Source organism: Martinezella multihospitum (genome assembly GCF_900094585.1).
In the GTDB taxonomy this organism is placed as follows: domain Bacteria; phylum Pseudomonadota; class Alphaproteobacteria; order Rhizobiales; family Rhizobiaceae; genus Rhizobium; species Rhizobium multihospitium.
This window is the reverse complement of the sequence record NZ_FMAG01000003.1, coordinates 878,677-905,621: the sequence shown is the minus strand read 5'-3', so window position 1 is coordinate 905,621 and position 26,945 is coordinate 878,677. Positions and strand designations below refer to the sequence as shown.

The 26,945-nt window shown below is 59.1% G+C and carries 26 protein-coding genes and 2 tRNA genes; 19 read left to right on the top strand and 9 right to left on the bottom strand.

The window, feature by feature from the left end:
* Positions 1 to 150 precede the first annotated feature (150 nt).
* The 3 genes from GA0061103_RS34765 to GA0061103_RS15970 all read right to left on the bottom strand — a co-directional run bounded on the left by GA0061103_RS34765 (position 151) and on the right by GA0061103_RS15970 (position 2,772).
* Positions 151 to 759, bottom strand: coding sequence for a hypothetical protein (locus tag GA0061103_RS34765; protein ID WP_141694436.1), 609 nt, complete (start codon positions 757 to 759; stop codon positions 151 to 153).
* Positions 756 to 2,165: a P-loop ATPase, Sll1717 family gene (locus GA0061103_RS15975; RefSeq protein ID WP_092712647.1), complete on the bottom strand. Its 1,410-nt coding sequence runs from the start codon at positions 2,163 to 2,165 to the stop codon at positions 756 to 758. Before GA0061103_RS15975 ends, GA0061103_RS34765 begins: the two co-directional genes overlap by 4 nt.
* Positions 2,166 to 2,697: 532 nt before the next feature.
* Positions 2,698 to 2,772: transfer RNA gene (locus tag GA0061103_RS15970), tRNA-Thr, on the bottom strand.
* A gap of 122 nt (positions 2,773 to 2,894) precedes the next feature.
* Here GA0061103_RS15970 and GA0061103_RS15965 point away from each other — a divergent pair.
* The 13 genes from GA0061103_RS15965 (at position 2,895) to GA0061103_RS15905 (ending at position 14,314) form a co-directional block, all read left to right on the top strand.
* A complete protein-coding gene (locus GA0061103_RS15965; RefSeq protein ID WP_425349509.1) occupies positions 2,895 to 3,212 on the top strand; it encodes a hypothetical protein in 318 nt (105 codons plus the stop codon).
* Positions 3,213 to 3,356: 144 nt separating this feature from the next.
* Entirely contained in the window at positions 3,357 to 4,649 is a 1,293-nt protein-coding gene (gene murA / locus GA0061103_RS15960; RefSeq protein ID WP_092712645.1) for a UDP-N-acetylglucosamine 1-carboxyvinyltransferase, read from the top strand.
* 233 nt (positions 4,650 to 4,882) lie between these two features.
* The gene (locus tag GA0061103_RS15955; RefSeq protein ID WP_092712848.1) at positions 4,883 to 5,326 is read left to right on the top strand and encodes a DUF2948 family protein; all 444 of its coding nucleotides are present in this window, start codon (positions 4,883 to 4,885) and stop codon (positions 5,324 to 5,326) included.
* A gap of 57 nt (positions 5,327 to 5,383) precedes the next feature.
* Positions 5,384 to 6,682 carry a histidinol dehydrogenase gene (gene hisD, locus GA0061103_RS15950; protein ID WP_092712846.1) on the top strand — a complete coding sequence of 433 codons (1,299 nt, stop codon included), beginning with the start codon at positions 5,384 to 5,386 and terminating at the stop codon, positions 6,680 to 6,682.
* Positions 6,683 to 6,685: 3 nt separating this feature from the next.
* Positions 6,686 to 7,159, top strand: a complete 474-nt coding sequence (locus tag GA0061103_RS15945; protein ID WP_092712643.1) for a UPF0262 family protein — start codon at positions 6,686 to 6,688, stop codon at positions 7,157 to 7,159.
* Between the two features lie 5 nt (positions 7,160 to 7,164).
* On the top strand, positions 7,165 to 7,632 hold the full coding sequence (locus tag GA0061103_RS15940) for an arsenate-mycothiol transferase ArsC (protein WP_092712641.1): 468 nt from the start codon (positions 7,165 to 7,167) through the stop codon (positions 7,630 to 7,632).
* 143 nt (positions 7,633 to 7,775) lie between these two features.
* On the top strand, positions 7,776 to 7,994 hold the full coding sequence (infA, locus tag GA0061103_RS15935; RefSeq protein ID WP_004117876.1) for a translation initiation factor IF-1: 219 nt from the start codon (positions 7,776 to 7,778) through the stop codon (positions 7,992 to 7,994).
* An 82-nt stretch (positions 7,995 to 8,076) separates the two neighbouring features.
* Positions 8,077 to 8,697 carry a Maf-like protein gene (locus GA0061103_RS15930; RefSeq protein ID WP_092712639.1) on the top strand — a complete coding sequence of 207 codons (621 nt, stop codon included), beginning with the start codon at positions 8,077 to 8,079 and terminating at the stop codon, positions 8,695 to 8,697.
* A gap of 6 nt (positions 8,698 to 8,703) precedes the next feature.
* Entirely contained in the window at positions 8,704 to 8,919 is a 216-nt protein-coding gene (yacG, locus tag GA0061103_RS15925; protein ID WP_075851761.1) for a DNA gyrase inhibitor YacG, read from the top strand.
* 196 nt (positions 8,920 to 9,115) lie between these two features.
* Positions 9,116 to 9,191, top strand: a tRNA-Phe gene (locus GA0061103_RS15920).
* Positions 9,192 to 9,527: 336 nt separating this feature from the next.
* Entirely contained in the window at positions 9,528 to 11,474 is a 1,947-nt protein-coding gene (locus tag GA0061103_RS15915) for a PrkA family serine protein kinase (protein WP_092712637.1), read from the top strand.
* 18 nt (positions 11,475 to 11,492) lie between these two features.
* Positions 11,493 to 12,764 (top strand): YeaH/YhbH family protein, encoded by a 1,272-nt coding sequence (locus GA0061103_RS15910; protein WP_092712635.1) that lies wholly within the window; start codon positions 11,493 to 11,495, stop codon positions 12,762 to 12,764.
* On the top strand, positions 12,764 to 14,314 hold the full coding sequence (locus GA0061103_RS15905; RefSeq protein ID WP_092712633.1) for a SpoVR family protein: 1,551 nt from the start codon (positions 12,764 to 12,766) through the stop codon (positions 14,312 to 14,314). The genes GA0061103_RS15910 and GA0061103_RS15905 overlap by 1 nt, the downstream gene beginning before the upstream one ends.
* Before the next feature lie 3 nt (positions 14,315 to 14,317).
* On the opposite strand, the gene GA0061103_RS15900 is transcribed toward GA0061103_RS15905, so the two are convergent.
* From GA0061103_RS15900 to GA0061103_RS15875, 6 genes are all read right to left on the bottom strand, one after another.
* The gene (locus GA0061103_RS15900; RefSeq protein ID WP_092712631.1) at positions 14,318 to 15,769 is read right to left on the bottom strand and encodes a DHA2 family efflux MFS transporter permease subunit; all 1,452 of its coding nucleotides are present in this window, start codon (positions 15,767 to 15,769) and stop codon (positions 14,318 to 14,320) included.
* Between the two features lie 206 nt (positions 15,770 to 15,975).
* Positions 15,976 to 16,857, bottom strand: a complete 882-nt coding sequence (locus tag GA0061103_RS15895) for a DUF6030 family protein (RefSeq protein ID WP_092712629.1) — start codon at positions 16,855 to 16,857, stop codon at positions 15,976 to 15,978.
* Between the two features lie 240 nt (positions 16,858 to 17,097).
* Positions 17,098 to 17,808, bottom strand: a complete 711-nt coding sequence (locus tag GA0061103_RS15890; RefSeq protein WP_092712627.1) for a copper homeostasis protein CutC — start codon at positions 17,806 to 17,808, stop codon at positions 17,098 to 17,100.
* Positions 17,798 to 18,724 (bottom strand): ROK family protein, encoded by a 927-nt coding sequence (locus GA0061103_RS15885; RefSeq protein WP_092712625.1) that lies wholly within the window; start codon positions 18,722 to 18,724, stop codon positions 17,798 to 17,800. The genes GA0061103_RS15890 and GA0061103_RS15885 overlap by 11 nt, the downstream gene beginning before the upstream one ends.
* A gap of 102 nt (positions 18,725 to 18,826) precedes the next feature.
* Complete coding sequence (locus tag GA0061103_RS15880) at positions 18,827 to 20,179, bottom strand: ATP-binding protein (protein WP_092712623.1); 1,353 nt, start codon at positions 20,177 to 20,179, stop codon at positions 18,827 to 18,829.
* Complete coding sequence (locus tag GA0061103_RS15875) at positions 20,176 to 20,835, bottom strand: response regulator (protein WP_092712621.1); 660 nt, start codon at positions 20,833 to 20,835, stop codon at positions 20,176 to 20,178. The genes GA0061103_RS15880 and GA0061103_RS15875 overlap by 4 nt, the downstream gene beginning before the upstream one ends.
* Positions 20,836 to 21,056: 221 nt before the next feature.
* On the opposite strand from GA0061103_RS15875, the gene GA0061103_RS15870 reads away from it, so the two are divergent.
* From GA0061103_RS15870 to GA0061103_RS15845, 6 genes are all read left to right on the top strand, one after another.
* On the top strand, positions 21,057 to 21,512 hold the full coding sequence (locus tag GA0061103_RS15870) for an RbsD/FucU family protein (RefSeq protein WP_092712619.1): 456 nt from the start codon (positions 21,057 to 21,059) through the stop codon (positions 21,510 to 21,512).
* A gap of 73 nt (positions 21,513 to 21,585) precedes the next feature.
* Positions 21,586 to 22,539, top strand: a complete 954-nt coding sequence (locus GA0061103_RS15865; RefSeq protein ID WP_092712617.1) for a sugar-binding transcriptional regulator — start codon at positions 21,586 to 21,588, stop codon at positions 22,537 to 22,539.
* A gap of 146 nt (positions 22,540 to 22,685) precedes the next feature.
* A complete protein-coding gene (locus GA0061103_RS15860; protein ID WP_092712615.1) occupies positions 22,686 to 24,002 on the top strand; it encodes an ABC transporter substrate-binding protein in 1,317 nt (438 codons plus the stop codon).
* Positions 24,003 to 24,147: 145 nt separating this feature from the next.
* The gene (locus GA0061103_RS15855; RefSeq protein WP_092712613.1) at positions 24,148 to 25,020 is read left to right on the top strand and encodes a carbohydrate ABC transporter permease; all 873 of its coding nucleotides are present in this window, start codon (positions 24,148 to 24,150) and stop codon (positions 25,018 to 25,020) included.
* A 1-nt stretch (position 25,021) separates the two neighbouring features.
* The gene (locus GA0061103_RS15850) at positions 25,022 to 25,864 is read left to right on the top strand and encodes a carbohydrate ABC transporter permease (protein WP_075851745.1); all 843 of its coding nucleotides are present in this window, start codon (positions 25,022 to 25,024) and stop codon (positions 25,862 to 25,864) included.
* Between the two features lie 11 nt (positions 25,865 to 25,875).
* Positions 25,876 to 26,880 carry an ABC transporter ATP-binding protein gene (locus tag GA0061103_RS15845; RefSeq protein WP_092712611.1) on the top strand — a complete coding sequence of 335 codons (1,005 nt, stop codon included), beginning with the start codon at positions 25,876 to 25,878 and terminating at the stop codon, positions 26,878 to 26,880.
* Positions 26,881 to 26,945 lie beyond the last annotated feature (65 nt).

The following is a 26,945-nucleotide window of genomic DNA, read 5'->3' as shown; positions in this document are numbered from 1 at the left end:
TTCGACGTTAGCAAGGATGTCTTTGCGCGAACGGATAACGGAGCAGATCGCAGGCGACCTCACGGCCAAATAGCAGATCGATCACTATTTAGTCGGATCGCTAGTATAGGCAATCAGGGGTTGGGCGTCTCTCTTTGATCTTGGCATCTGTCAAAGATAATTTTTTGAAAAATCGACCCAAACATTCAACAGTGCAATAAATGATGGTATCATTGCAAGAATTATTCCTAATGAGAAAAGCACAAAAACGGTAACTCTTAGAGAGAATCGTGATCTATCTCTCAAATCAAAAAAACTACGAAGTACAAATGCCTTTATGGACTGTTGCGGCTGCGCGTTAATTCCTACCGAAATTGCGTTTTTATACAAAAGCGCTTCTCGTGATATAGCTGAATTAATTTCAGATTTACTCAAAATAAATTCCAACTTTGATAATAATTCTGAAGGTGTTACCAAAGTTTGGAGTCGTTCTACATAGTCGTCCGCTGATTTAAAACTCTTCGCTGTTTCTGGCGAGGCGATATGAAATATAAATGATCCCAAACCAAAAATGAAAAGTCCGAAATACAGAAGATAGAAGCCAATGCTGACCTTAAAATCGGAACCATCCCGAAAGACTAATGGAGTTGCAAGTCCCACAAACTTTTCTTGTAGTAGAATAAGGTAGCCAATAAAAGGCATTAGGATTGACAATTTCGAAATCGATGATCGACCAATGGTGCCAAGAACGGACCAAGTAACATCTTGAAGTAATTTCATAAGTCGAGCGCGTCCAGAATTGAATTGACATTCTCCGGCTGTAGCGCCCATCGATAAGCAGGGTGTATTTCCCAACCGTAACCAAAATCGATAATTTCATGACCGAGAAAACGAGATTGTTCAAAATACTTTCTATCAACGTTTCCGCTTGGGTCGGATTTTCTCGCGGTTATAAAGTCTATTTTATACATGAATTGAATTAATGATCGCGCACTTACGATTTTACCGTTTGTAAATTGAAAACTATTCTGTTGTATTATGTTTGTTAGTTTGGACGACAATTGATCTGTGGTAAATGTGTAGTTTGTTGCAGCTTTCCTTTCAATCTTATTTGGCTTCATTCCAAGCAGCAAACGCTCAATTTGTGGTAGCTCACTCTTAAATTCATTTATGATGTCCTGTAATCGGTCTTGCGAATACATTTCAAAAATACCGTTAAGGTCTTGCGAGGATATTGTGTTCGCATTTCGCTTATTGGCGCTCTTCGCGGCGAGCCGAAATAGCTTCACCAGATCACGCGGCCTTGCTCGTGTCAGCGAGAGCAAAATCTTATGTACCGGTCGATCCTCCCACTTCCCTTTTCCCGAGAACCTGGGTTCGATAACGTGCTTTAAAATAAGGCTCGTAATCTGGCCTTGGTCGAGGTTGTCAATGGCTTGTTGGGTATAAGGTAGCTTAAAGAAGGTCGCAATTCTCTTGGCTAAAACCCTAAGAATATCGTCGTTGATCCAGCGCAACCAGATCACGTTTCCTTCAATTTTGTCCGTAGACTCATCAGAGGTTCGAACCAGAAAATAGACGTCGCTCCTTAGGCCAATTCTAAACCGAATGCGTGGGTGCTTTCCTCCTATATCTCGGATAGCGTTTAGCAGAGCAGATATGTTGGTTATATCCTCAGGATTGGCCTTCCAGCCACGGTCGATGTCATCGATGTATATGTTAATAGACCGAGGATTACCGTTTTCTAGCGGCTGCTCATCGAGCCATTTCACGATAATATCTGCCAATGAGTTCGCCGATGCCTTGTCCAATTCGGGGACCTGGGCCAGCATCGCTTTGTCAAAAAAAGCACCCAGTACTTCCCTTAAGATACCGCTTTTCCAAACAGCGATTCTATGGACAAACTGATCAGAAGGCCCGGTATCCGATTGGACGTTTAACAGCGCATCAGGTTGTAGCCAAACGCAAGGCGTTTTTGTCTCGGCGTCCGACAAATATGCTCGCTTTAGCAGAGCGCTTTTTCCCACGCCTTTATGGCCGACGAGAACACGTACCGGCAAACTCGACGTCAAAGAGTCGTATGCCATATTTCTATAGAAATACTCCTTTAGCCGTTCGTCATTTTCGTTCTCAGCATCATCAGCCCCAAAAATTTGTTGTATCGTCACATCGTCGAATTTGTGCACGTAATAGCCTCGAATTTATTGCAGGAGCTGCTGGCTGTATTTAGCCTGAATCCTTTATACTATACAACTATTTTTGACGGAAAAGCTCTATCTTTTGGTGTATCTAGGTAGAAGCTTTGCTGTTTCGTTGAGGCTTCGTGCTCAAGCAAAATCGGGTGAATCAAATACTTGATAGGAGAGGAGATCGGAAAGCCTTGCTGTTTACACCTCATGGCAGATGCGCCGGAGGAGTTATCATGAAGTCGGCCCCAAAAAGATGAGTGACGTTCAATAACATTGTAAATTTGACTGCTGTCGCTTGATGCAGGTAGCAGTTTTAGGAAACAAGATTGCAGCCTGTGGGACGGCGCGTGTTCGGTTTGAATTTCACTTTCTCCTGCCGGCAGCGGAGCGAAGATCATTAAAAGCCTTTTTCGAAGCCGGCAAATTGCATTGCATTCGATAGATTAGGCCATTTGGGGAGCTAGGAGCTATAAGATCGGTGGTTGCCCCGGCTTATCAGCCAAAAAACGAGCATTACCTAAGATAAAACTGGTGCTGCTAGAGAGATTTGAACTCTCGGCCTCTCCCTTACCAAGGGAGTGCTCTACCCCTGAGCTATAGCAGCATTCCGTGGCGCGATTGAGTGCGCCGTATTGGGCGAGGCGGCTATTGCCATAGGTCGGGGCGGAGTGCAAGCCGCAAATTGCAAGTTCTGTGAAAGTTCGTTGGAAAAAATGTGTCGGTCTTTTGAAGGCCGGGGTTTTCGGCTATCAGAAAACCATGGCTGCGGACAAGACGAAAATCGATGAAGGGCAGGCTTTGCAGGGCGGTTCGGCCCCCGGCGGGGTCGGCGGCGAGGCGGGCGAGCCGGCGGATGCCCGGCAGGTCACGGAGGCGGACCGGCGGCGCGAGCGTGCGGCGCAGAAGCTGCGCGAGAATCTGGCGCGGCGCAAGCAGCAGGTGCGGGCGCGGCGTGCCGGCCAGGCCGACGAGACGGATGGGCTGCCGGGCGCAAAGGCTGGGGATAGCACCGATTCCGCCGCAAAAAGGGACGAATCGCAATGATTGATGTCGTCCATCATCAAACGAATTGATGCGTTAATCTATTTCGTCTAAAGAGCGCGTTTTACCAGGTGCACGAAACTTGGCGCCCGCGACTTGAGGCGCCCGGAACTATCAGGAAAGGCGGGCCTCGCCCGTATAGCATATATGGATCGTATCAGGATTGTCGGCGGTAATGAGCTCAACGGTATCATTCCGATCTCCGGCGCCAAGAATGCCGCCCTGCCGCTGATGATCGCCTCGCTGCTAACAAGCGATACCCTGACCCTCGAAAACGTGCCGCATCTCGCCGATGTCGAGCTCCTGATGCGCATCCTCGGCAATCACGGCGTCGATGTCGCCGTCAACGGCCGGCGCGAGCGCCAGGAAGACGGCTATTCGCGCACGATCCATTTCACCTGCCGCACTATCGTCGATACGACCGCGCCTTATGAACTGGTCGCCAAGATGCGCGCGAGCTTCTGGGTCATCGGGCCGCTGCTTGCCCGCGAGGGTCAGGCGCGCGTGTCGCTGCCCGGCGGCTGCGCCATAGGCACGCGCCCGGTCGATCTCTTCATCGAAGGCTTGCAGGCGCTCGGCGCCACCATGGAAATCGACGCCGGCTATATCAATGCCACGGCGCCGAAGGGCGGCCTCATCGGCGCGCGTTATGACTTCCCGAAGGTTTCGGTCGGCGCGACGCATGTGATGATGATGGCGGCCACGCTTGCCCGCGGCACCACCGTCATCGGCAATGCGGCCCGCGAGCCCGAAATCGTCGATCTCGCCAATTGCCTGATCGCCATGGGCGCCAAGATTTCCGGCGCCGGCACCAGCACGATCACCATCGAGGGTGTCACCTCTCTTTCCGGCGCCCGCCATCGCGTGCTGCCCGACCGTATCGAGACCGGCACCTATGCCATGGCCGTTGCCATGGCCGGCGGTGACGTCACGCTTGAAAATACCGATATGGCGCTGCTCGACACTGCGCTCGAAAGCCTGCGCCGCGCCGGCGCCACGGTTTCGCCGACCAACAACGGCATCCGCGTCATGCGCAATGGCGGCGGCATCCAGCCTGTCGACGTCGTCACCGATCCGTTCCCCGGCTTCCCGACCGACCTGCAGGCGCAGTTCATGGCGCTGATGACCCGCTCGTCGGGCGTTTCGAACATCACCGAGACCATCTTCGAAAACCGCTTCATGCATGTGCAGGAGCTCGCCCGTCTCGGCGCCAAGATCTCGCTTTCCGGCCAGACGGCCCGCGTCGAAGGCGTGCAGAAGCTGAAGGGCGCGCCCGTGATGGCGACCGACCTTCGCGCTTCCGTGTCGCTCGTCATCGCCGGCCTTGCCGCCGAAGGCGAGACGCTGGTGTCGCGCATCTATCACCTCGATCGCGGTTTCGAGCGGCTGGAAGACAAGCTGACGCGCTGCGGCGCCGTAGTCGAGCGCATCAGCGACTAAAGCGCATCGCGATATCGCGGAACTACTCCGAAGTTTTGCGCATGCCGCTGTCGCAAAGCCGCGACAGAATTTTGTCGGGCATGTCTCAATTCCGTCAGATGATGCCAGGAGAGCGGGCAAGCCCGCTTTCTTCGGTTGCGTCTTTTGCGCTCGCATCCTATGTCCAGAATGGAGAAACGCCGGCAACAATGTTTGCCGGGCGTTTCAATGGCGCGATCGGGGATAAAGGACGAATGAGCGATCTCAAGCTAATGGCACTCGACACCGGAGACCTGGATGTCATCTCTGCCTATATGCAGGATAGCGTCTTCAAGGTCGGCGACATGTCCTATGCGCCGAAGCAGGAGCAGTTTTCGCTCGCGGCCAACCGTTTCGTCTGGGAACAGTCGGATCAGCGCAGCAAGCCTTACGAACGCCATCGTTCCGCGCTGGTGTTCAAGCGCGTGCAGGCGGTGCGCTCCAACGGCTTCGACCGGCGCAAGCGCGATGAAGTGCTGTCGCTGCTGGCGATCCGTTTCGAGCAGAAGGGCGAGGGGCCGGACGGCACGATCGAGCTTGCCCTTGCCGCCAACGCCACCATTGCGCTCGATGTCGAATGCATCGAGGCGCAGCTTGCCGATATCGGCGGCGCATGGGAAACGGTCCATAAGCCTCGACATCCGGACGCCGGCGAATAGGCTTGTAACGGTTGCATTTGGCCGCTGAAAGCGGCCGCGATGGAAGGAAATATCAGTTTGGCTATCTGGCTGGATCAGGCGTCGGAAGGGTTCGAGCAGCAGTTCGCCGCATTCCTGACGACGAAGCGGGAAGTATCCGAAGACGTGAATGCCGTCGTGCGTGGCATCATTGATGATGTGCGGGCGCGGGGCGATGCGGCTCTTGCGCACTATTCGAAAAAGTTCGATGGCGTCGATTTCGCCGCGACGCCGATGCGCGTCAGCGAAGCGGAAATCGATGCCGCTATTGCCGCCGTTCCGGCGGAGGTTCTGGGCGCGCTGAAGGTCGCGGCCACCCGCATCGAATCGCATCACCGCCGGCAGCTGCCGAAGGATGATATCTATGAAGACGCTCTCGGCGTCGGCTTGGGGTCGCGCTGGACGGCGATCGAAGCGGTCGGCCTCTATGTGCCCGGCGGCACGGCGAGCTATCCGAGCTCGGTGCTGATGAATGCCGTGCCGGCCAAGGTCGCCGGCGTCGAGCGCATCGTCATCGCTGTTCCCACAATGAAGGGTGCGGTCAACCCGGCCGTGCTTGCGGCTGCCCGCATGGCCGGCGTCGAGGAGATCTACCGTATCGGCGGCGCGCAGGCGATTGCAGCGCTTGCCTATGGCACGGAAACGATCGCGCCGGTCTACAAGATCACCGGCCCCGGCAATGCCTATGTGGCCGCCGCCAAGCGTCATGTATTCGGCACCGTCGGCATCGACATGATCGCCGGCCCGTCGGAAGTGCTCGTCATCGCCGACAAGAACAACGATCCGGACTGGATTGCCGCCGATCTTCTGGCACAGGCCGAGCATGACGAAAGCGCGCAGTCGATCCTGATCACCGACGATGCCGAGTTCGGTAGGGACGTGGAAGCGGCCGTCGAGCGGCAACTGAAGCAGCTCAGCCGTTCGCAGACCGCGGCAACGAGCTGGCGGGATTTCGGCGCTGTCATCCTGGTTTCCGACCTGAGACAAGCCATTCCACTCGCCAACCGCATCGCGGCCGAGCATCTGGAACTGGCGGTCGACGATCCCGAGCCGCTGTTGTCAGGCGTGCGCAATGCCGGAGCGATCTTCATCGGCCGTCATACGCCCGAAGTGATCGGCGATTATGTCGGTGGCTCGAACCACGTGCTGCCGACGGCCCGCTCCGCGCGTTTCTCCTCAGGTCTTTCCGTGCTGGATTTCGTCAAGCGCACCTCTATTCTCCGGCTGGGATCGGAGCAGCTTCGCGCACTCGGGCCGGCGGCGATCGCGCTTGCCAATTCCGAAGGGCTGGATGCACATGCGCGGTCGGTTGCGATCCGCCTCAATCTCGAGGGGTAAGGCATGGCGAAGGGCGTCTTCCGGCTGAGCGATGTGGTCCTCGACGACACGATCGGCCGCTCGACGCCCGATGTCGAGCATGAGCGCGCCGTCGCCATCTTCGACCTGATCGAGGAAAACACCTTCACGCCCGTGGGGCATCAGGGCGGACCCTATCTGCTCAATCTCTCGCTGGTCGAGCAGAAGCTGGTCTTCGATATCCGCACGGAAGATGGCAGCGTCGTCGCCACCCATATATTGTCGCTGACGCCGTTTCGCCGGATCGTGAAGGACTATTTCATGATCTGCGAGAGTTATTACGAGGCGATTCGCTCCGCCACCCCCAGCCGCATCGAAGCGATCGACATGGGCCGGCGCGGCATCCACAACGAAGGCTCCCAGACGCTGATGGACCGGCTGAACGGCAAGATCAGCGTGGATTTTGATACGGCGCGGCGGCTCTTCACGCTCGTTTGCGTGCTCCACTGGCGGGGTTGACTGTCATGGAGCAGGTGCATGCGGTCCAGCACAGTGGCAAAGCGCCCGGCGCCATCCTCTTCATGTGCGGGCTGAACGCCATCCGCTCGCCCATGGCCGAGGCGATGGCGCGCCACATGCTGCCGCAGGGCACCTATATTGCATCGGCCGGCGTGCGGGCCGGCGAGCGCAATCCTTTCGTCGATGTGGTGCTTGCGGAAATCGGCCTGTCGCTCGGTCGCCGTCAGCCGCAGACACTGGAAGAGCTGGAGGATGATTTCTTCGACGTCATCATCACGCTGTCGCCCGAGGCGCATCACGCCGCGCTCGAGTTGACGCGGGCGAATGCCATCGAGGTCATCTACTGGCCGACCATGGACCCCTCCGCAACGGATGGAACGCGCGAGCAGGTTCTGGATGCTTACCGCGGGGTGCGGGACTATCTTCTCGGCCTGATCGAGAGCAGGCTGGTGGAACATCGCGGTTCGCTTTAGGGTCGCAAACGAAACAAATGCAGAAACCCTTATCAACGAGGTTCACAAAACCGCGATGATTGTGTAGTTTCCGCGCAAATTTCCGGCGACCCCCGCTTTTTTGGCATGGGCGCCGGCCCCAACCGACAGGAAAAGAAGCTTTAATGCCGAAAGAAGAAGTCCTCGAATTTCCCGGTGTCGTCACCGAACTCCTGCCGAACGCGACCTTTCGCGTGAAGCTGGAAAACGAGCACGAGATCATCGCCCACACCGCGGGCCGCATGCGCAAGAACCGCATCCGCGTTCTCGCCGGCGACAAGGTGCTGGTGGAAATGACCCCCTACGACCTGACCAAAGGCCGCATCACCTACCGTTTCAAGTAATCAGCCGCTCTTTAGGGCTGATGAACTTGGATCATCATGCTCTAGAGCCGGTTCTCATTCCCGCATGACAGGTCGAGGTCTGATGGCGTTGAAACACAAGCTGATATTGGCCTCCGGATCGCCACGTCGCGTCGAGCTCCTGCATCAGTCAGGCATCGAGCCCGCGCGCCTGATGCCGATGGATATCGACGAGACGCCGAAGAAATCGGAGCATCCGCGCTCGCTGGCGCGGCGGCTTTCGGCTGAAAAGGGCGATGCGGCTTTTTCGGCGATCAAGAGCGATGCCGCCTGGCAGGGGAGCTACATCCTTTCGGCCGATACGGTCGTCGCCGTCGGGCGGCGCATCCTGCCGAAGGCGGAGTTCGTGGATGAAGCGTCCGCGGCGCTGCATCTGCTCTCGGGGCGCGGGCATGTCGTCTATACCGGCATCTGCCTGATCACGCCGGATCGCAAGGCCCGCCAGAAAGTGGTGGAAACCAAGGTGCGCTTCAAGCGGCTTTCCAGCCGCGATATCGAGATGTATCTTGCCTCCGGCCAGTGGCGCGGCAAGGCGGGGGCCTATGGCATTCAGGGGCTTGCCGGCTCCTTCGTGCAGAAGCTCGTCGGTTCCTACACCAATGTCGTCGGATTGCCGCTTTATGAAACCATGCTGCTGCTCGCGGGCGAGGGATTCGATGTCCACGCCGGATGGCAGGAAGGATAGTTCGTCATGACGAAGGCTGAAGAAATCAAGGTCGGTTCGAAAGTCGAGCCGCTGCGAAAGACGCGTCCCTGCCCGGAATGCGGCCGTCCTTCATTGCGTGAGCATTATCCCTTCTGCTCGGATCGCTGCCGCTCCGTCGATCTCTCGCGGTGGCTCAACGGCTCCTACGCCATCCCCGTCACCGAGGACGAGACGAAGGCTGACGGTTCCGACCAGGACTGAATGCGCTTTTCCAAAAGGGTTCGACCTTACGAACCCCTTCATTTTGTTCGTGAATTGCCAAAATTCGATTTCCTGTCAAAAAAGAGTCATTTGCGGCTGGACATGGCCGAACAAGATGCTATAACCCCGCTCGCTTCCGGGGCGAACCAACCGCCCAGCGCCTCTCAAGGCTCTTCCCTCGACGCGAAGCTCGGATGCCCAGATAGCTCAGTTGGTAGAGCAGCGGATTGAAAATCCGCGTGTCGCTGGTTCGATTCCGGCTCTGGGCACCATCTTTTCTCCCCAATCATGCGGACAATGAAGCTTGACGCTGGCTTCGACCAATTCTTCGCCGAGATCGTGTATTTGCAAGAATACGCGGGCGATGTGTTGACTGAGGTTGCATAGCTCATTGCGTGTGGTGCATGACCGCAACAATCCTAGGGTTGCGTTTCATTAATTCGGTGCATGACCCCATCAAGATATTGATGACATTTGGAATCAGGCGTACGAATTATTGACAGATCACCTATTGATTCGAAGCGAGTCATACCGCACTTTAGATACAGCGGGATAAAGTGATCTCGTAAAAGCCGGCGTTTATTGCAATAGCAAGCTATCGAGGCGCCATGTTAAACAACGATGTTCTGTTCAACACGTTCGCCCGTACTTTTGAAGCACGGCGCGAAGTCGAGATGTCATTCTCAGAATACCTGGAAGCGTGCCGGGACGATCCGCTCATGTACGCAAATGCGGCAGAGCGGCTGCTGGCAGCCATGGGCGAACCACTGCTGATCGATACGGCCAAGGATACAAGGCTTGGGCGTATTTTCATGAACCGGACCATCCGGACTTATCCGGCTTTTTCGGGCTTTTTCGGCATGGAAGAGACGATCGAACGCATCGTCGCCTTCTTCCGCCATGCGGCCCAGGGGCTGGAGGAGCGCAAGCAGATCCTCTATCTGCTCGGACCGGTCGGCGGCGGCAAGTCCTCGCTTGCGGAGCGGCTGAAATCGTTGATGGAAGTCCATCCGATCCATGTGCTCAAGGCCGGCAACGAGCTGAGCCCGGTCTTCGAAAGTCCGCTCAGCCTGTTCGATCCCGTCACCATGGGACCGATGATCGAGGAACGCTACGGCATTCCGCGCAGGCGCCTGACCGGGCTCATGAGCCCGTGGTGCCTCAAGCGCCTTGAGGAGTTCGAGGGCGATATTTCCCGCTTCAAGGTCGTTCGGATACAGCCCTCCAGGCTGCGGCAAATCGCCGTCGCCAAGACGGAGCCGGGCGACGAGAACAACCAGGACATCTCCTCGCTGGTCGGCAAGGTGGATATCCGCAAGCTCGAAAGTCTCGCGCAAAACGATCCGGATGCCTACAGCTACTCCGGTGCATTGAACCGCGCCAACCAGGGCATTCTCGAATTCGTCGAAATGTTCAAGGCGCCGATCAAGATGCTGCATCCGCTGCTGACGGCGACGCAGGAAGGCAACTACATCGGTACGGAAAACATCGGTGCGATACCCTTCTCCGGCATCATCCTGGCGCATTCAAACGAGTCGGAATGGCAGACATTCAAGGCCAACAAGAACAATGAGGCATTCATCGACCGCATCTGCGTCGTGAAAGTGCCTTATTGCCTGCGGGTCACCGAAGAGCAGAAGATCTATGAGAAGCTGATTGAGGAATCCGAGCTCAGCGACGCGCCCTGCGCGCCGTCGACCCTGGAGACGCTCGCCCGCTTCACGGTTCTGACGCGGCTTTCCAAGCACGAGAATTCGACCGCCTTCTCCAAGCTTCGGGTCTATGACGGCGAGAGCCTGAAGGAGACCGATCCGAGAGCGCGCAGCGTGCAGGAATATCGTGACACGGCCGGTGTCGACGAGGGCATGGATGGAGCCTCCACCCGTTTTGCCTTCAAGGTGCTGGCGGCGACCTTCAACTACGATACGACCGAGGTCGGCGCCGATCCGGTGCATCTGATGTACATGCTGGAGCAGGCAATCCGCCGGGAACAGCTGCCGCTTGAAACCGAGAAGCTCTATATCGAGTTTATCAAGAGCGAACTCGGGCCACGCTATGCGGAGTTCATCGGCAACGAGATCCAGAAGGCCTATCTGGAATCCTACGCGGATTACGGCCAGAACCTTTTCGATCGCTACGTCGACTATGCCGACGCCTGGATCGAGGATGTCGATTTCAAGGATCCGGATACCGGCCAGCTTCTCGACCGCGAGCTTCTGAACCAGGAGCTCACCAAGATCGAAAAGCCGGCAGGCATCGCCAATCCGAAGGACTTCCGCAACGAGGTGGTCAAGTTCTGCCTGCGGGCACGGGCGAGCCACGGCGGCAAGAACCCGTCCTGGACGAGCTACGAGAAGATCCGTGAAGTCATCGAAAAGCGGATGTTCTCTCAGGTCGAGGACCTTTTGCCCGTCATCTCGTTCGGATCCAAGAAGGACGGCGAGACGGAGAAGAAACATGGCGAATTCGTCGAGCGCATGACGGCGCGGGGTTATACCGAGCGCCAGGTTCGGCGGCTTGTGGAATGGTACATGCGTGTGAAACAGGCGGGATGAGCCACCAAGGAAGAAGGAATGCACATTGTTGACAGACGCCTGAACCCAGGCGGAAAAAGTCTAGAAAATCGTCAACGATTTTTGCGAAGAGCAAAAGCGCTGGTGCAGAGAGCGGTCTATGAAACCTCTCAAAATCGCGACATTCAGGATATTCTGAAGGGTGGCGAAATCAGCATTCCCCTAGATGGAACCGAGGAGCCTCGGTTCCATCGCGGCCCAGAGGGCCTGAAGGAACATATTCTTCCCGGTAACAAGGACTTCATAGAGGGCGACATCCTGCCGCGCCCCGAAAGCGGTGGTGGCAAGCCGCGCGCCGGCGGCGATGGGACCGGCGAGGATGCCTTCCGCTTCATCCTGACGCGAGACGAATTCCTCGATCTCTTCCTCGACGATCTCGAATTGCCCGATCTCGCCAAGCGCCGCCTGATGTCGGCGGACCAGATCAATCCGGTGCGCTCAGGCTATTCGGTCACGGGATCGCCCGCCAATCTTGCCATCAACCGCACGATGCGGCTTGCCATGATGCGCCGCGTCGCGCTGCATCGCCCGAAGCCGGAAACGGTCGAAAAGCTGATCGAGGAGGCCGAGGAGTGCACGGACGAGAAGCGCCGCGCACAGCTCGAAGATGAGATCAAAAGGCTGGAATCGAAGGTCCGGCGCATTCCCTATATCGATCCGATCGATATTCGCTATCGCCGTTTCGAGAACGAGCCGAAGCCGGTGGCGCAAGCCGTCATGTTCTGCCTGATGGATGTCTCCGGCTCGATGACGGAGCACATGAAGGACCTCGCCAAGCGCTTCTACATGCTGCTCTACATCTTCCTGACCCGGCAATACCGCCGCGTCGAGATCGTCTTCATCCGCCATACCGACGTAGCGGAAGAGGTGGACGAGGAGACCTTCTTCCGCAGCCCGGCGACCGGTGGCACGCAGGTTTCGAGCGCGCTCGAGGCCATGCGGCGGATCGTGCGGGACCGCTTCCCGGCGTCCGACTGGAATATCTACGCCGCCCAGGCGTCGGACGGCGACAACGCCTATTCCGACAATGCGACGACGGCAGCGCTGATGACGAGCGAGATCCTGCCCGTCTGCCAATATTTCGCCTATCTCGAAGTGGGGGAATCGCGCAGCGTCGCGATCTCTTCCGGCTCGGCGATCTGGTCGCTCTACGAGCGGATGCAGGCAGGATGGCCGGTGCTTTCCATGCGGCGTGTCAGCGATCGCAGCCAGATCTACCCGGTCTTCCACGATCTCTTCCAGCGCAGGACGGCGGAAACAAGGAGCGGATAATGGCAAAGAAGGCATCGATGGAGCGGCTTTTCGAAGGCGCGGACTGGGATTTCGCCACCATTCAGCGAATTCACGATGCCTGCGAGAAGATCGCCGTCAACGAACTCGGGCTCGATGTCTATCCCAACCAGATCGAGATCATCACTGCCGAGCAGATGCTCGACGTCTATTCCTCGATCGGCATGCCGCTCTTTTACAAGCACTGGTCCTTCGGCAAGCATTTCGCCCATCACGAGGCCTTCTACCGCAAGGGCTTGCGCGGGCTCGCCTATGAGATCGTCATCAACAGCTCGCCCTGCATCTCCTATCTGATGGAGGAGAATAGCGCGACGATGCAGGCGCTGGTCATCGCGCATGCCGCCTTCGGCCACAATCATTTCTTCAAGAACAATTACCTCTTCAAGCTCTGGACCGATGCCGAAGGCATTCTCGACTATCTCAATTTCGCCAAGAGCTATATCGCGCGCTGCGAGGAGCGCTATGGCCACGCCGCCGTCGAGCGCACGCTGGATGCCGCGCATGCACTGATGTCGCATGGAGTTCATCGCTATGCCGGCAAGAAGACGCCGGATCTGCGCGACGAGGAAAAGCGCGAGCGCGAACGGCGCGAATATGACGAGAAGATCTTCAACGATCTCTGGCGCACGGTCCCAGCTGGACATGGCAAGAAGACCCTCGACCTCGATCTGGAACGTCGGCGTTCGCTGGCGGGCCTGCCGCAGGAGAACATCCTCTATTTCCTGGAAAAAATGGCGCCGCGCCTGAAGCCCTGGCAGCGCGAGATCATCCGCATCGTGCGGCATGTCGCACAGTATTTCTATCCGCAGAGCCAGACCAAGGTGATGAACGAGGGCACCGCGACCTATGTGCACTATCGTATCATGACGCGGCTGCACGAGCTCGGCGGCATCGGTGACGGCGATTTTCTGGAATTCCTGAAATCGCATACCAACGTGGTTTTCCAGCCGACTTTCAACGATCCCCGCTATTCCGGCCTCAATCCTTACGCGGTCGGTTTTGCCATGATGCAGGATATCGAGCGCATCGTGACGAAGCCGGAGGAGGAAGATCGCCAATGGTTCCCCGAAATTGCCGGCACCGGCGATGCCATGGCGGTGTTGCGCGATCTGTGGGCCAATTATCGTGACGAGAGTTTCGTGGCGCAGTTCCTCAGCCCGCATCTGATGCGCAAGATGCGCATGTTCCAGCTGACCGACGATCCGGAGGAGGAAGAGGGGTTGAGGGTTGCCGCCATTCATGATGAGCGCGGCTACCGGCGCATCCGCCGCGAGCTGTCGCGGCAATATGATGTCGGCTGGATCGATCCGCATATCGAGATCGTCGATGTCGATCTTGCCGGCGACAGGCGGCTGCTGGTCAAGCATACGGTGCTGAACGGCGCGATGCTTGACGATATGGATGCCAAGCGCGTGTTGCAGCATCTGGCCGATCTCTGGAGCTACGACGTGCTGATGCAGGAAGTCGACCGCTCCGGCGCGGTGCTTCGCGATCATCTCGTCCATCCGCGCGCCTCGGCGCTTGCGGCTTAGCCCCTACGTCTGCTTTTTCGACTGCCGCTGATGGCCGCTCACTTGCGCGCCGTCTTCCGGCCGCAGCTTCAGGAAGCCGGGTATGCCGAGCAGCGGAATGACCGACATCAGCAGGAACGCCAGATGGAACTTGTCCGGCGTCAGGGGCGATCCATCCAAAGTCACCAGCCCGAGCAGCATGGCGGCGACGGAAACGCCGAAGCTGACGCTCAATTGCTGCAGTACGCCGCCAAGACTGGTCGCGCGGCTGAGCTGAGCCGCCGGCGTATCGGAATAGGACAGAGTGTTTGACGTCATGAACTGTCCGGCCCGTGCCAGCCCGAAGATGAAGACGTAGACGATGATGAACCAGTGCGGCGTGTCGGGGGTGATCAGCGCGAAGCCGGCGACGACGGCAGCGCCGAACACGGCGCTCCAGGTCAGCATGCGATCGAAGCCGTAAAGCTTCAGCAGCTTTGCCGAGACCGGGCGTACTGCGAGTGCGCTCAAGGCGCTGACGAAGGTCAATGTGCCCGAGACGATCGGACTCAAGCCGAAGCCGACCTGCAGCATCAGCGGCAGCAGGAAGGGCACCCCATTCAGCCCGACGCGGCAGATGCCGCCGGCAAGCGTGCCGATGCGGAAGGTGCGCAGCTTGAAGAGCGTAAGATCCACGGCTGGAGATTCTGCCGTTCTTGCATAGCGGATGAAGCCGGCCAGCAGCAGGCCGGCGGCGGCAAGTGTGAGGAAGATGGCCCAGACCGGAATTGCAGGGCGGCCGATATTCTCGATGCCATATTGCAGCAACACGCAGCCGAGACCGACCATGACGAAGCCGGGAAAATCGAATTTGATGGTCTCGTCGCGTTCGGTATCTTCGACATAGCGCAGCGCCATGGCCATGCCGATCAGGCCGAAGGGCAGGTTCACCCAGAAGATCCAGCGCCAGGAAAGATAGGTCGTCAGGAAGCCGCCGAGCACCGGGCCGATCACCGGCCCGATGACGGCGGGCAGGGTCATGTAGGTCATGGCGGTCACGAGCTGGCTGCGCGGGAAACTGCGGATGAGGATAAGGCGCCCGACCGGCGTCATCATCGCGCCACCGAAGCCCTGCAGCGCACGCGTGGCGATGAGCATCGGCAGACTGGTCGCCAGGCCGCAGAGAATCGAGCCGATCGTGAAGATGAAGAGGGAAAGCGCGAAGATGCGCCGGGCGCCGAAACGATCAGCGAACCAGCCGCTCACCGGAATGAACATGGCAAGCGTGAGAATATAGGTCGTGACAGCCAGATTCATGCGCACTGGCGTCGTATCGAGGCTCTTGGCGATATCCGGAACGGCGGTGATGAGGATGGTCGAATCCAGCTGTTCCATCAGGAAGGCGACGGCGACCACGGCGGGGATGATGTAGCGCAGGCGGGGGTTGCGTTCGACCGCAAAAGTCTGGCCCTGCGGATTGGGATCTATCGAATCCATGAAATGAAATGGCTTTCCAACGCCCGGCCGGGGACCGGCGCGTTTGACGATTTGCATGAATCCCTTCGGAAACCGCCTCGTGCTCTCGGGAGACATGGTGCTGGCGGCCGGTGATCCGCCGACCTTCGGAATCGTTGCCTATATGAGCACCATCCATGGCGCAGCGCAACAAAAACCGGAATGCTCAAATGTTAGGGCTGCCGCGTTTAGTTGGTCGATGGCGGAGAGGGCAATGTCCAGCGCGCCTTGTCGAAGACGATCGCGGTACGGATCTGTTCCGGCGCGGTTCTGCGCAATTCCAGCTGAAGGTTGAAATTGTTGTTGCCCTGGAATTCCTTGAAGAAGCTGAGCTTGGCGCCGAAAGCCTGCAGCGTCACGTCCTGCAATCTGCCGATCGCATCGAGCGCCGCCTGAAAATCCAGCCAGTGCGTCTCGTTCAGCAACAGGACGACGGTGTCGACGAAGGTGCCGGCGATCGCCTTGCCGTCGTCATTGTCCGGCATGATGACCTTGATGCGGATGGTTTCGATTTCGCCTGATGGTTTGCCGCGGGCGATGATGAAGAAGGATGCTGCCTTCGCATCGCCATAGGCGCCCTTCTGGATGGCATAGCTGCATTCCGACGTGCCCGCGCCCAATTCGCTTTGCCGCCACTCCCCGACGGGCAGGCCGAACTTCGCGAGATCGGCACAAAGCGTCTCGCCGGATATGCGCCAGCTGCGCACGAAGGCACTCAGAAGCGCATCGACGGGCTCGTCGAGCAGATGGGATCTTTTCTTGATGGACGGCTTGGCGGTGACGCTCGCCGGCTTGACGCGGACGTTCCTGGCTGCGGGTGCCGATGTCGTCGGCGACGCCGCTGGAGGCGCGGCCGCATGGACCGGCTGCTGTCCCTGTGCAGGTGCGGCGGGTGCTGCGGCGTGTTGTTCCGGCTTCGGAAACAGATTGAGATGATAGCGGCTATCCAGCGCTCTTAGATTGCGCATATCGTTGGCAAGGAGCGCGGTTGCCAGGATGATCGAACCGATGACAACAGCTGCAATCCAAAAGACAGCCCTGCTTTTCTTGCGAGGTGGCGCCACCGACATGATTCAGATCACAGCTACTCCCGAGGAAACACGCTTGCTGCAATAACTGTATGTTGCGCAGCCCGTTCATGGCTACAGCATATGCGTTTATGAACGATTGATCATTCTAATGTTTCTTTGTCAATTCATGATGTTGCTCAAAGCAGATTGCAATCTTCCGCATCCGGTTCCCGCGGTCCGGGCTTCCGGCTTTTCGCGGTCCTTGTCGCAGAGCCGTTGCACATCCCGGTGCAGTCTGCTCTAGGCGAAATACGCCTTGAGTGCCCGGACGGTGGCAGCATCCGTGCGGCGGACCGATGGTGCCGAGAAGCCGAGGGCAATGACGCGCTCATCCGTCTCGGAGGCGGTTGCGGAGCAGGAGGCGTGGATCTCGCTGATGTCAAGCCGCGGCCATAGCTGGTCGACGGTCGCCACAGTCACGCCGGAGCCGGGCATGATGGAGATGCGGCCGGCGGCGGCTGTAATCGCCCGTTCGAGCATGGCAACACCTTCGGCCGCGGTCCTTGCGCCGCCGGAGGTCAGGATGCGCTCGAAGCCGAGCGAGATAGCGGCATCGACGGCTTCCTCGACGTCGGGCACGAGATCGAAGGCGCGGTGCAGCGTCTTGCCGAGACCTTCCGCATGGGCGGTGAGGGTGGTGAGTGCGTCAATATCCAGTTGGCCGTCCGGCTGGGAAGCGCCGAGCACGACGCCCGGCAAGCCGGCAGCTCGTGCCGCATCGATGTCGCGCTTCATGATATCGAGCTCATCGGCTGAATAGACGAAGCTGCCGGCACGCGGTCGGATAATGGCATAGGCCGGGACGGGCATTCTCGCCGCTGCGGCCATCAGCCCGGCACTCGGCGTCAGCCCGCCGAGAGGAAGCGCGCTGCAAAGTTCGATGCGATCGCCGCCGCCTTCGACGGCGGCCTTGAGGCCGGCAATGTCCTCGACGCAGACCTCAAGCAGCATGGGGGCGCTCTCCGGCATATTGCAGGCCCAGCAGGGCGGCGCCGATGAGGCCCGGTTCCAGCTTGCACTCACTGGGCACCACGAGCGGCCGGCCGAACTTGCGCAGGATGCGGGTGCGTACCGCCTCGTCCAGACGGGCCAGGAGCGGTTCGACATTGGAAAGGCCGCCGCCGACCGGCACGATGGTCGCGCCGGTTATGTTGACGGTGAGGGCAAGCGGCGAGGCGACCAGATCCACCATCACATCGATCGTGCGTTCGGCACGGTCTTCGCCCTTGAGCCACTGGCCGATGATCTCCTCGCTGGAGAGTTCCAGCCCATGAAGCGTCTTGTGCAGGCGTTCGATGCCGCGTGCGCCGCCGACGGTGTCGACGCAACCCTTCTGGCCGCAGCCGCAGGCATAAGCGGGAATGGCGACCGGCGGATTGCCGGCGGAGGACGCGATGATCGGGCCGTGGCCCCATTCCCCGGCAAAGCCGCCGGCAGCATTGACCAGCCGGCCATCCGCGACCAGGCCGCCGCCGACGCCGGTGCCGAGAATGGCGCCGAAGACGATACGATGGCCACGGCCCGCGCCGGACATGGCCTCGGCCATGGCGAAGCAATCGGCATCATTGGCGATCAGCACGGGATAGCCGAGTTCCGCTTCCAGATCGGCGGCAAGATGCCGGCCGTGAATGCAGGGAATATTGGCGCAGGTGAGCGCCTGCGTATCGGGATCGACGACGCCGGCGATAGAGAAAGAGAGGCAATCCGGCTTCTCGCCGGCTTCGGCAATCACCTCGCGCAGGGCAGCGACGAATTCGGCGAAATCGTGCCTGGGCGTCGGGCGCCGCATCAGCGGCACGATATCCGTCATGGAGCGGGCAATGCCGCCTTTGATGGCGCTGCCGCCAATGTCGAAGGAAACGATCATGGATACCGACCTGCTGGAAACATGGCGCACTTGCTCGCACCCTTTGCCGGTCTTTGCAAGATCAATCCTCTGCGAGACCAATCCCTGACGGGTAGCGCGTCATCAGCCGGACGGCAGGGTGATCCTGGCTTCAAAGCCATCGGTCCTGCCGGTCGCCGGGGACAGTAGATCGAGATGCCCGCCGATCTGGCCGACGATGCGCTCGACGATCGAAAGTCCGAGGCCGGAGCCCGCCGCTTTCGTCTTGCCGCGCCAGAAGCGCTTCTTCAGTCCGGCGAGGTCATTTGTTGAAAGCACGGCGCCGCCATTGATGACGCGCACGGTGCGGTCATCGATCCGGACGGTCACTTCGTCATCCACGGGCCCATGGATCAAGGCATTTTCGATCAGATTGCGCATGACGATCGCAAAGGCATCAATATCGACATTACGCATCAGTTTCTCTGCCGTTTCGTCCTCCAGCAGGACGCGGCCAGCGGTGCCGGTATCGCGGTCATAATCGCCGATGACGGTTTCGATGACGGCCACGAGATCGGCGGGTTTGTCACCCGCGCCGATCCCGGCCTGGGCGCGGGAAAGCTGTAGCAGCTTTTCCGCCAGCCGGCCGAGATTGGAGAGCGACGTCTCGATGCGGCCTGCGCGTTCCGTCAATTGCCCCTGCGGCAGTTCGGCGATCAGCCTTTGGGTCTGCGCAAGAGCGCCCGCAATCGGGGTGCGCAGCTCATGGGCGCTATTGGCGGTGAATTCGCGTTCGGCTTCCAGCGCCAGGCGCAGGCGCTCCAGCAGCAGATTGACGGAGCGGGCGATCGGCTGCAGTTCGAGCGGCAGCGTCTCGCTCACAAGCGGCGCCATGTTGCCGCCATCCTTGGTGGCGATCTCAGAGCGCAGACGGTCGATCGGCCGCAGCGATCGGCCGACGATGACGCCGATGGCGATTATGCTGGCGGGAATGAGGGCCAGCAGCGGCCAGAGCAGGGCAACGCCACTTTCGCGCGATGCCTCGCGGCGATTCTTGAAGGCATCGGCGACGTGCAGGAAGATCGTGCCGTCGGCCGAGGATTCGGTATAGATGCGGTATCGCGCCGTGTTGTGGAAGCCGATTTTCAGCGGCACGTCATAAGCCGTTGCCGGGGCATCGTGGGAATGCAGGATGACCTTGCCGTTCCCATCGAGCACCTGATAGGTCAGATATTCACGGTTCAGCCCCTTGTTGAGCTCTTCCAGGCTCTGAGGATCGCCGGAATGGTTGCGGTTGGCGAGATCGTCGAGCACCAGCGGCAGCAGACGCTCGGCGGTTTCCTGCAATGCGCCGTCGAAGGTTTCTGAAAGTTCCTTGTTGACGACATAGACGCCGATGCCGACCGCAATCAGCCAGAAGACGACGACAGTGCCGGTCAGCGCGGTGATCAGGCGCCGGGTGATGCTGGCACGGCTTGGCTCTTTGCCTTCGGTCATCGCTCACCCAGGCAATAGCCGACGCCGCGGGCCGTCCTTATGCGGTCCTTGCCGATCTTCTTGCGCAGGCGACTGACATAGACCTCCACCGTGTTGCTCTCGATTTCGGAGCCGAAGGCGTAAAGCGCTTCCTCTATCTTGTCCTTGGAGACGATAGCGCCCGGCCGCGTAATCAGCAGGTCGAGCACGGCCCATTCTCGTCCCGTCAGGATCACGTCCTTGCCCGCCAGCTTGACGCGGCGCTGCGGCTGGTCGATTTCGAGGTCGTCAAACCGGAGCGTCGGCTGTGGACTGCCGGCATAACGGCGGGCGACCGCCAGGATACGCGCCGTCAGTTCGCCAAGATTGAACGGCTTGACGAGATAATCGTCGGCGCCGCTGTTCAGGCCTTCGATGCGGTCGGAGATCTGATCGCGAGCTGTCAGGATGATGACGGGCGTTTCGTCGGGTTTGCGGCGCAGCCGCTTCAAGAAATCGATGCCACTGCCATCCGGAAGCTGCAGATCCAGCAGGATGAGGCCGTATTGCACGGCGCTGGTAACCTCCTCCGCATCGGTCAGGCTCTTCACCCAATCGACGGCATGAGGCCCCGCCGCGATATGGTCGCGAACCGCGCTGCCGATCGTGTCGTCGTCCTCCACCACAAGAATGCGCACCTGCACCTCTCAACCGTTGAACGTACTTCAGTTAATGCCGACGAACCTATCGGGTCAATAACGGCTGAAATAAGCCGCGGCGGGATGCACAGTTCATGGATGGACTACCCGCCGAAAACGTTCCCGGCGCCTATGGACAGACAGGAATGCGATGGTTACTTGTTTGCGCGGAGAACGCAGCGGCCGCGAAGTGGCCGCCATAGGCTATCGGAGGATCGTTCATGCTGAAGGGAATTTCGCCGCTGTTGAATGCGGACGTGCTCTATGCGCTGAAGTCGATGGGGCATGGCGACATGCTTGTCGTCGTCGACACGAATTTCCCGGCGGAGGCCATTGCGAGCCAGACGGTCCTGGGCGAGGTGCTGCGCATCGATAACGTGCCTGCTGCCGATGCGGTCGCGGCTATATTGTCGCTGATGCCGCTGGATACCTTCATCGACGATGCGGCGACACGAATGGAAGTTGTGGGTTCTCCAGAGGAGGTGCCGCAGGTCCAGCAGGAGGTTCAGGCGGTGATCGACAAGGCCGAAGGCAAGCATTGGCCGCTGATGCCGGTCGAGCGTTTTGCCTTCTACGAGCGTGCCAAAGATGCCTTTTGCGTCATTCAGACCGGCGAGCGCCGCTTCTACGGCTGTTTCACCTTGACCAAAGGTGTCATCCCGCCGGAAGCTGAGTGATCCGGACTGAATGATCCGGCACGGATAGTCCGGATCATCGCGGGCAAGGGCGCTGTTTCGGTAAAGGAAGGCGATGGCGAAGAAGCTGGATTCCCAGGGGCGGCTTGATGATGCGGCGCGGGCCGGATGGCTCTACTACGTCGCCGGCCGCACGCAGGATGAAATCGCCGTCGCGATGGGAATATCACGGCAGTCGGCTCAGCGGCTGGTGTCGCTGGCCGTCGCTGAACGGCTGATCAAGGTCCGGCTGGATCACCCGATCGCCGCCTGTCTGGAATATGCAGCGGAACTCAAGAAGAAGTTCAACTTGCGGCATGTCGATATCGTGCCGAGCGATCCGGACAGCACATCCTCCACCATTGGCATCGCCGAAGCGGGCGCCGCCGAAATCGAGCGCTGGCTACGGCGCCCCGATCCCATCGTGCTGGCGATCGGCACGGGCCGCACGCTGAAGGCTGCGGTCGACCAACTACCGGCGATCGAATGTCTACAGCATCGGGTGGTGTCGCTGACGGGCAATATCGGCCCGGACGGTTCGGCCGCCTATTACAACGTCATCTTCAGCATGGCCGACGTCGTCAAGGCGCGGCACTTTCCGATGCCGCTGCCGGTGCTGGTGTCTTCCGCGGAGGAACGCGAGCTCTTGCATGCACAGGCCTTGGTGCGCTCGACGCTCGATATCAGTGCCCAGGCCGACGTGACCTTCGTCGGCATCGGCGAGATGGGGGTGGAAGCACCGCTCTGTCTCGATGGCTTTCTCGAGAGGGACGAGATGCTGGCATTGATGGACCGGGGCGCTGCCGGCGAGATCTGCGGCTGGGTTTTCGACGGCGATGGCAAGCTCATGCCCGACGATGTCAATGAGCGCGTCGCCAGTGCCCCCTTGCCGTCGCGCGATACCTGCAGCGTCATCGGAATCGCCAAGGGCCGGCGCAAATTCCAGGCAATCAAGGCCGCCGTCGTCGGTCAGCAGATCAATGGTTTGATTACCGACGAGGCAGTTGCCGAATTTTTGCTCAAGGTGTGAGCAAAAAATTTAACTCATAGAAACAAAAGGATAGGTTGCTTGCTCGGCAATGCAGCAACGAATCTGCATTGACATTTTGTCGCAAGAAGTGAGTAATTGCCCACGAGCAAAGCGAATGCTCATTTTTAATCTTCTGGGAGGAAGATATGAAATTGAAAACTTTACTGCTGGGCGCCTGCTCGGCTCTGATGTTTGCCGGCCTGGCGTCCGCCGAAACCCTCACGATTGCGACGGTTAACAATGGCGACATGGTCCGTATGCAGAAGCTTACGGACGATTTCAAAGCCAAGAACCCCGGTATCGACCTGCAGTGGGTCACGCTTGAAGAAAACGTATTGCGCCAGAAGGTTACGACCGACATCGCTACCAAGGCCGGCCAGTACGACGTGCTGACCATCGGCACCTATGAAGTGCCGATCTGGAGCAAGCTCGGCTGGCTTGCCTCGCTCGACAAGCTTTCCGCCGATAAAAACTACGATGTGGATGACCTTCTCCCGGCCATCCGCAGCGGTCTGACGACCGACGGCAAGCTCTATGCGGCACCGTTCTACGGCGAAAGCTCGATGGTGATGTACCGCAAGGACCTGTTCGACAAGGCCGGCCTGAAGATGCCTGATGCCCCGACCTGGGACTTCATCGGTGACGCTGCCCGCAAGATTACCGACAAGGACCATGAAGTCTACGGCATCTGCCTTCGCGGCAAGGCGGGCTGGGGCGAAAACATGGCCTTCCTGACGGCGATGTCGAATTCGTTCGGCGCCCGCTGGTTCGATGAGAAGTGGAAGGCACAGTTCGACCAGCCGGAATGGAAGGACACGCTCGACTTCTACGTCAAGCTCATGAAGGACGCCGGCCCTCCGGGAGCCTCCTCCAACGGCTTCAATGAGAACCTGGCCCTGTTCCAGTCCGGCAAGTGCGGCATGTGGATCGACGCCACGGTTGCAGCCTCCTTCGTTTCCGATCCGAAGGAATCGAAGGTCGCCGACAAGGTCGGCTTCGCTTTGGCGCCGGACAAGGGCCTCGGCAAGCGCGGCAACTGGCTCTGGGCATGGAACCTCGCCATCCCGGCTTCCTCGAAGAAGACCGAAGCTGCCGAGAAGTTCATCTCCTGGGCAACCAGCAAGGACTACACCAACCTGGTCGCACAGAAGGAAGGCTGGCTGAATGCACCTCCCGGCACCCGTACGTCGCTCTATGCGAATGCGGACTACCAGAAGGCAGCGCCTTTCGCCAAGATGACGCTCGACTCGATCAACTCGGCTGACCCGACGCATCCGACCGTCAAGCCGGTTCCCTATGTCGGCGTCCAGTTCGTGGCTATCCCTGAATTCCAGGGCATCGGCACGGCTGTCGGCCAGCAGTTCTCCGCTGCTCTCGCCGGCCAGATCTCCGTCGATCAGGCTCTGAAGGCTGCACAGCAGCTGACGGAACGCGAAATGAAGAAGGCCGGCTATCCGAAGTAAGGGCCTTCGAAGCTAAGGAAAGCAGCGCCCCCTCTCGAGCACTGCTTTCCCCTAGGCCGCCGAGCGCCGAACTGCCCTTGGCGGCCCTTTTGTTTCAGCCGGTCCGCGGCCACCCCTCCTTTGAAAAGATAGGTCGGTACTTGCCATGGCAACGTTGCACACCCGTTCCACCGCACGCGTCATGATGGCGCCATCGGTTCTGCTTCTCTTTGCGTGGATGATCGTCCCGCTCGTGATGACGATCTATTTCTCGACGCTGAACTACAATCTGCTGAACCCCGGCTCGCATGACTTCATCGGGTTTCTGAACTACGAATATTTCATCAGCGATCCGGCCTTCCTGAGCTCGCTGATCGTGACGCTGCTGCTTGTCGGCGGTGCGTTGCTGATCACCGTCGTCGGCGGCATTGCGCTGGCTCTCCTTCTTGATCAGCCGATCTTCGGCCAGGGCATCGTGCGCATGCTGGTGCTTGCGCCCTTCTTCGTGATGCCGACGGTCGCAGCCCTCATCTGGAAGCATATGTTCATGAACCCGGTGAACGGGCTCCTGGCGCATCTCTTCCGGTTCTTCGGGCTTGATCCGCTGACCTGGCTGGAGACGGTTCCACTCCTGTCGATCATCATCATCGTCGCCTGGCAGTGGCTGCCTTTCGCCACCCTCATCCTGCTGACCGCTCTGCAGTCGCTGGACGAGGAGCAGAAGGAAGCCGCCGAAATGGATGGCGCCGGTCCGGTTTCGAAGTTCATTTACATCACCCTGCCACACCTGGCGCGTGCCATTACCGTGGTGATCCTGATCGAGACGATCTTCCTGCTCTCCGCTTTCGCCGAAATCCTCGTCACCACCAATGGCGGACCGGGCACGGCGACGACGAACCTCACTTATCTGGTCTATTCGCAGATCGTTCTGTCGCAGGATGTCGGCGGCGCATCGGCGGGCGGCATCATCGCCGTTATCCTCGCCAATATCGTCGCGATCTTCCTGATGCGCGCAGTCGGCAAGAATCTGGAGGCTTGAGATGGCACGCAAAGTCACCACGCAACGCAAGATCGTCGTGTCGATCGCCGCCTGGATCGTGGCAATCCTCATTTTCTTCCCGATCCTGTGGACCATCCTGACGAGCTTCAAGACGGAAGGCGATGCGATTGCCTCGCCGCCGCAGTTCCTCTTCTTCCATTGGACGCTGGAGAACTATTTCGAGGTGCAGTCGCGTTCGGATTACTTCCTCCACTTCGGCAACTCGGTGATCATCGCTTTCGGTTCGACCATTCTCGGTCTGCTCGTTGCGGTGCCTGCCGCCTGGGCCATGGCATTCTCGCCGACCAAGCGGACCAAGGACGTCCTGATGTGGATGCTGTCGACGAAGATGATGCCGCCGGTCGGCGCCTTCATCCCGATCTACCTGCTGTTCCAGAGCTTCGGCCTTCTCAACAACCAGTTCGCCAGCCGCGTGGGCATGGTCGTCGTGCTGATGCTCATCAACCTGCCGATCATCGTCTGGATGCTCTACACCTACTTCAAGGAAATCCCCGGCGAGATCCTCGAAGCCGCCCGCATGGACGGGGCGACGCTTGCCAAAGAGATCATCTATGTGCTGACGCCGATGGCGATCCCCGGCCTTGCCTCAACGATGCTGCTCAACATCATCCTCGCCTGGAACGAGGCCTTCTGGACGCTCAACCTCTCCGCCGTCGACGCGGCGCCGCTGAGCACCTTCATCGCCTCCTATTCCAGCCCGGAAGGCCTGTTCTATGCGAAGCTTTCTGCGGCATCGACCATGGCGATCGCTCCGATCCTGATCCTCGGCTGGTTCAGCCAGAAGCAACTCGTTCGCGGCCTGACCTTCGGCGCGGTTAAGTAAGGAAGAGAAACATGGGTAGCATTGTTCTCAAAAAAGTCTCCAAGGTCTTCGGCGAAGCCAAGGTCATTCCTTCCATCGATCTGGAGATCGACAACGGCGAGTTCGTCGTCTTCGTCGGCCCCTCCGGCTGTGGCAAGTCCACGCTGCTGCGCCTGATCGCCGGCCTCGAAGATGTCTCCGGCGGCCAGATCATGATCGACGGCAAGGATGGCACTAATCTCAAGCCATCCGACCGCGGCCTTGCCATGGTGTTCCAGTCCTATGCGCTCTATCCGCATATGAGCGTGCGCAAGAACATCGCCTTTCCGCTGAAGATGGCGAACATGCCACAGGCGGAGATCGACAAGAAGGTCGCGGATGCCGCGCGCGTCCTCAATCTGACTGATTATCTGGAGCGCAAGCCGCGTCAGCTTTCCGGCGGTCAGCGCCAGCGTGTTGCGATCGGCCGCGCCATCGTGCGCCAGCCCGCGGCCTTCCTGTTCGACGAGCCTTTGTCGAACCTTGATGCGGCGCTGCGCGTCAACATGCGCCTCGAGATCAGTGAACTGCACCAGCAGCTGAAGACGACGATGATCTACGTGACGCACGATCAGGTCGAAGCCATGACCATGGCCGACAAGATCGTCGTGCTCAACCGCGGCAATATTGAGCAGGTAGGCTCGCCGCTGGAGCTCTATCGCAGTCCGCGCAACCTTTTCGTCGCCGGCTTCATCGGTTCGCCGAAGATGAACTTCGTCAAAGGGGCCTATGCGCAGAGCCTCGGTGCCGACACGATCGGCGTCAGGCCGGAGCATGTGCTGCTGTCGACCACGTCGGGCGACTGGCAGGGCAAGGTGACTGTCGCCGAACATCTCGGTTCCGACACCTTCCTGCACATCGACGTCGACGGCATCGGCATGGTGACGGCGCGCGGCTCCGGGGATTTCCCCGCCCGGGCTGGAGAGACCGTGTATCTGACGCCGGACAAGACGCATATTCACAGATTCAATGCCGAGGGGCTGGCGATCTCGGCCTAAAGAGCTAAGGCGGTGCGCGATCGAGGCGCACTGCCAATGCATTTTTCCCGGTCAGCAGCCAGCGA

What these genes read in the sequence shown, in the direction of transcription:
- GA0061103_RS15880 (WP_092712623.1), bottom strand. Translation starts at nt 20,179, where the DNA reads ATGACCGAAGGCAAAGAGCCAAGCCGTGCCAGCATCACCCGGCGCCTG.
- GA0061103_RS34765 (WP_141694436.1), bottom strand. Translation starts at nt 759, where the DNA reads ATGAAATTACTTCAAGATGTTACTTGGTCCGTTCTTGGCACCATTGGT.
- GA0061103_RS15895 (WP_092712629.1), bottom strand. Translation starts at nt 16,857, where the DNA reads ATGTCGGTGGCGCCACCTCGCAAGAAAAGCAGGGCTGTCTTTTGGATT.
- GA0061103_RS15855 (WP_092712613.1), top strand. Translation starts at nt 24,148, where the DNA reads ATGGCAACGTTGCACACCCGTTCCACCGCACGCGTCATGATGGCGCCA.
- murA (WP_092712645.1), top strand. Translation starts at nt 3,357, where the DNA reads ATGGATCGTATCAGGATTGTCGGCGGTAATGAGCTCAACGGTATCATT.
- GA0061103_RS15890 (WP_092712627.1), bottom strand. Translation starts at nt 17,808, where the DNA reads ATGCTGCTTGAGGTCTGCGTCGAGGACATTGCCGGCCTCAAGGCCGCC.
- GA0061103_RS15850 (WP_075851745.1), top strand. Translation starts at nt 25,022, where the DNA reads ATGGCACGCAAAGTCACCACGCAACGCAAGATCGTCGTGTCGATCGCC.
- GA0061103_RS15865 (WP_092712617.1), top strand. Translation starts at nt 21,586, where the DNA reads ATGGCGAAGAAGCTGGATTCCCAGGGGCGGCTTGATGATGCGGCGCGG.
- infA (WP_004117876.1), top strand. Translation starts at nt 7,776, where the DNA reads ATGCCGAAAGAAGAAGTCCTCGAATTTCCCGGTGTCGTCACCGAACTC.
- GA0061103_RS15910 (WP_092712635.1), top strand. Translation starts at nt 11,493, where the DNA reads ATGCACATTGTTGACAGACGCCTGAACCCAGGCGGAAAAAGTCTAGAA.
- GA0061103_RS15955 (WP_092712848.1), top strand. Translation starts at nt 4,883, where the DNA reads ATGAGCGATCTCAAGCTAATGGCACTCGACACCGGAGACCTGGATGTC.
- GA0061103_RS15885 (WP_092712625.1), bottom strand. Translation starts at nt 18,724, where the DNA reads ATGATCGTTTCCTTCGACATTGGCGGCAGCGCCATCAAAGGCGGCATT.
- GA0061103_RS15860 (WP_092712615.1), top strand. Translation starts at nt 22,686, where the DNA reads ATGAAATTGAAAACTTTACTGCTGGGCGCCTGCTCGGCTCTGATGTTT.
- GA0061103_RS15940 (WP_092712641.1), top strand. Translation starts at nt 7,165, where the DNA reads ATGGAGCAGGTGCATGCGGTCCAGCACAGTGGCAAAGCGCCCGGCGCC.
- GA0061103_RS15930 (WP_092712639.1), top strand. Translation starts at nt 8,077, where the DNA reads ATGGCGTTGAAACACAAGCTGATATTGGCCTCCGGATCGCCACGTCGC.
- GA0061103_RS15900 (WP_092712631.1), bottom strand. Translation starts at nt 15,769, where the DNA reads ATGGATTCGATAGATCCCAATCCGCAGGGCCAGACTTTTGCGGTCGAA.
- GA0061103_RS15870 (WP_092712619.1), top strand. Translation starts at nt 21,057, where the DNA reads ATGCTGAAGGGAATTTCGCCGCTGTTGAATGCGGACGTGCTCTATGCG.
- GA0061103_RS15945 (WP_092712643.1), top strand. Translation starts at nt 6,686, where the DNA reads ATGGCGAAGGGCGTCTTCCGGCTGAGCGATGTGGTCCTCGACGACACG.
- GA0061103_RS15915 (WP_092712637.1), top strand. Translation starts at nt 9,528, where the DNA reads ATGTTAAACAACGATGTTCTGTTCAACACGTTCGCCCGTACTTTTGAA.
- GA0061103_RS15845 (WP_092712611.1), top strand. Translation starts at nt 25,876, where the DNA reads ATGGGTAGCATTGTTCTCAAAAAAGTCTCCAAGGTCTTCGGCGAAGCC.
- GA0061103_RS15905 (WP_092712633.1), top strand. Translation starts at nt 12,764, where the DNA reads ATGGCAAAGAAGGCATCGATGGAGCGGCTTTTCGAAGGCGCGGACTGG.
- yacG (WP_075851761.1), top strand. Translation starts at nt 8,704, where the DNA reads ATGACGAAGGCTGAAGAAATCAAGGTCGGTTCGAAAGTCGAGCCGCTG.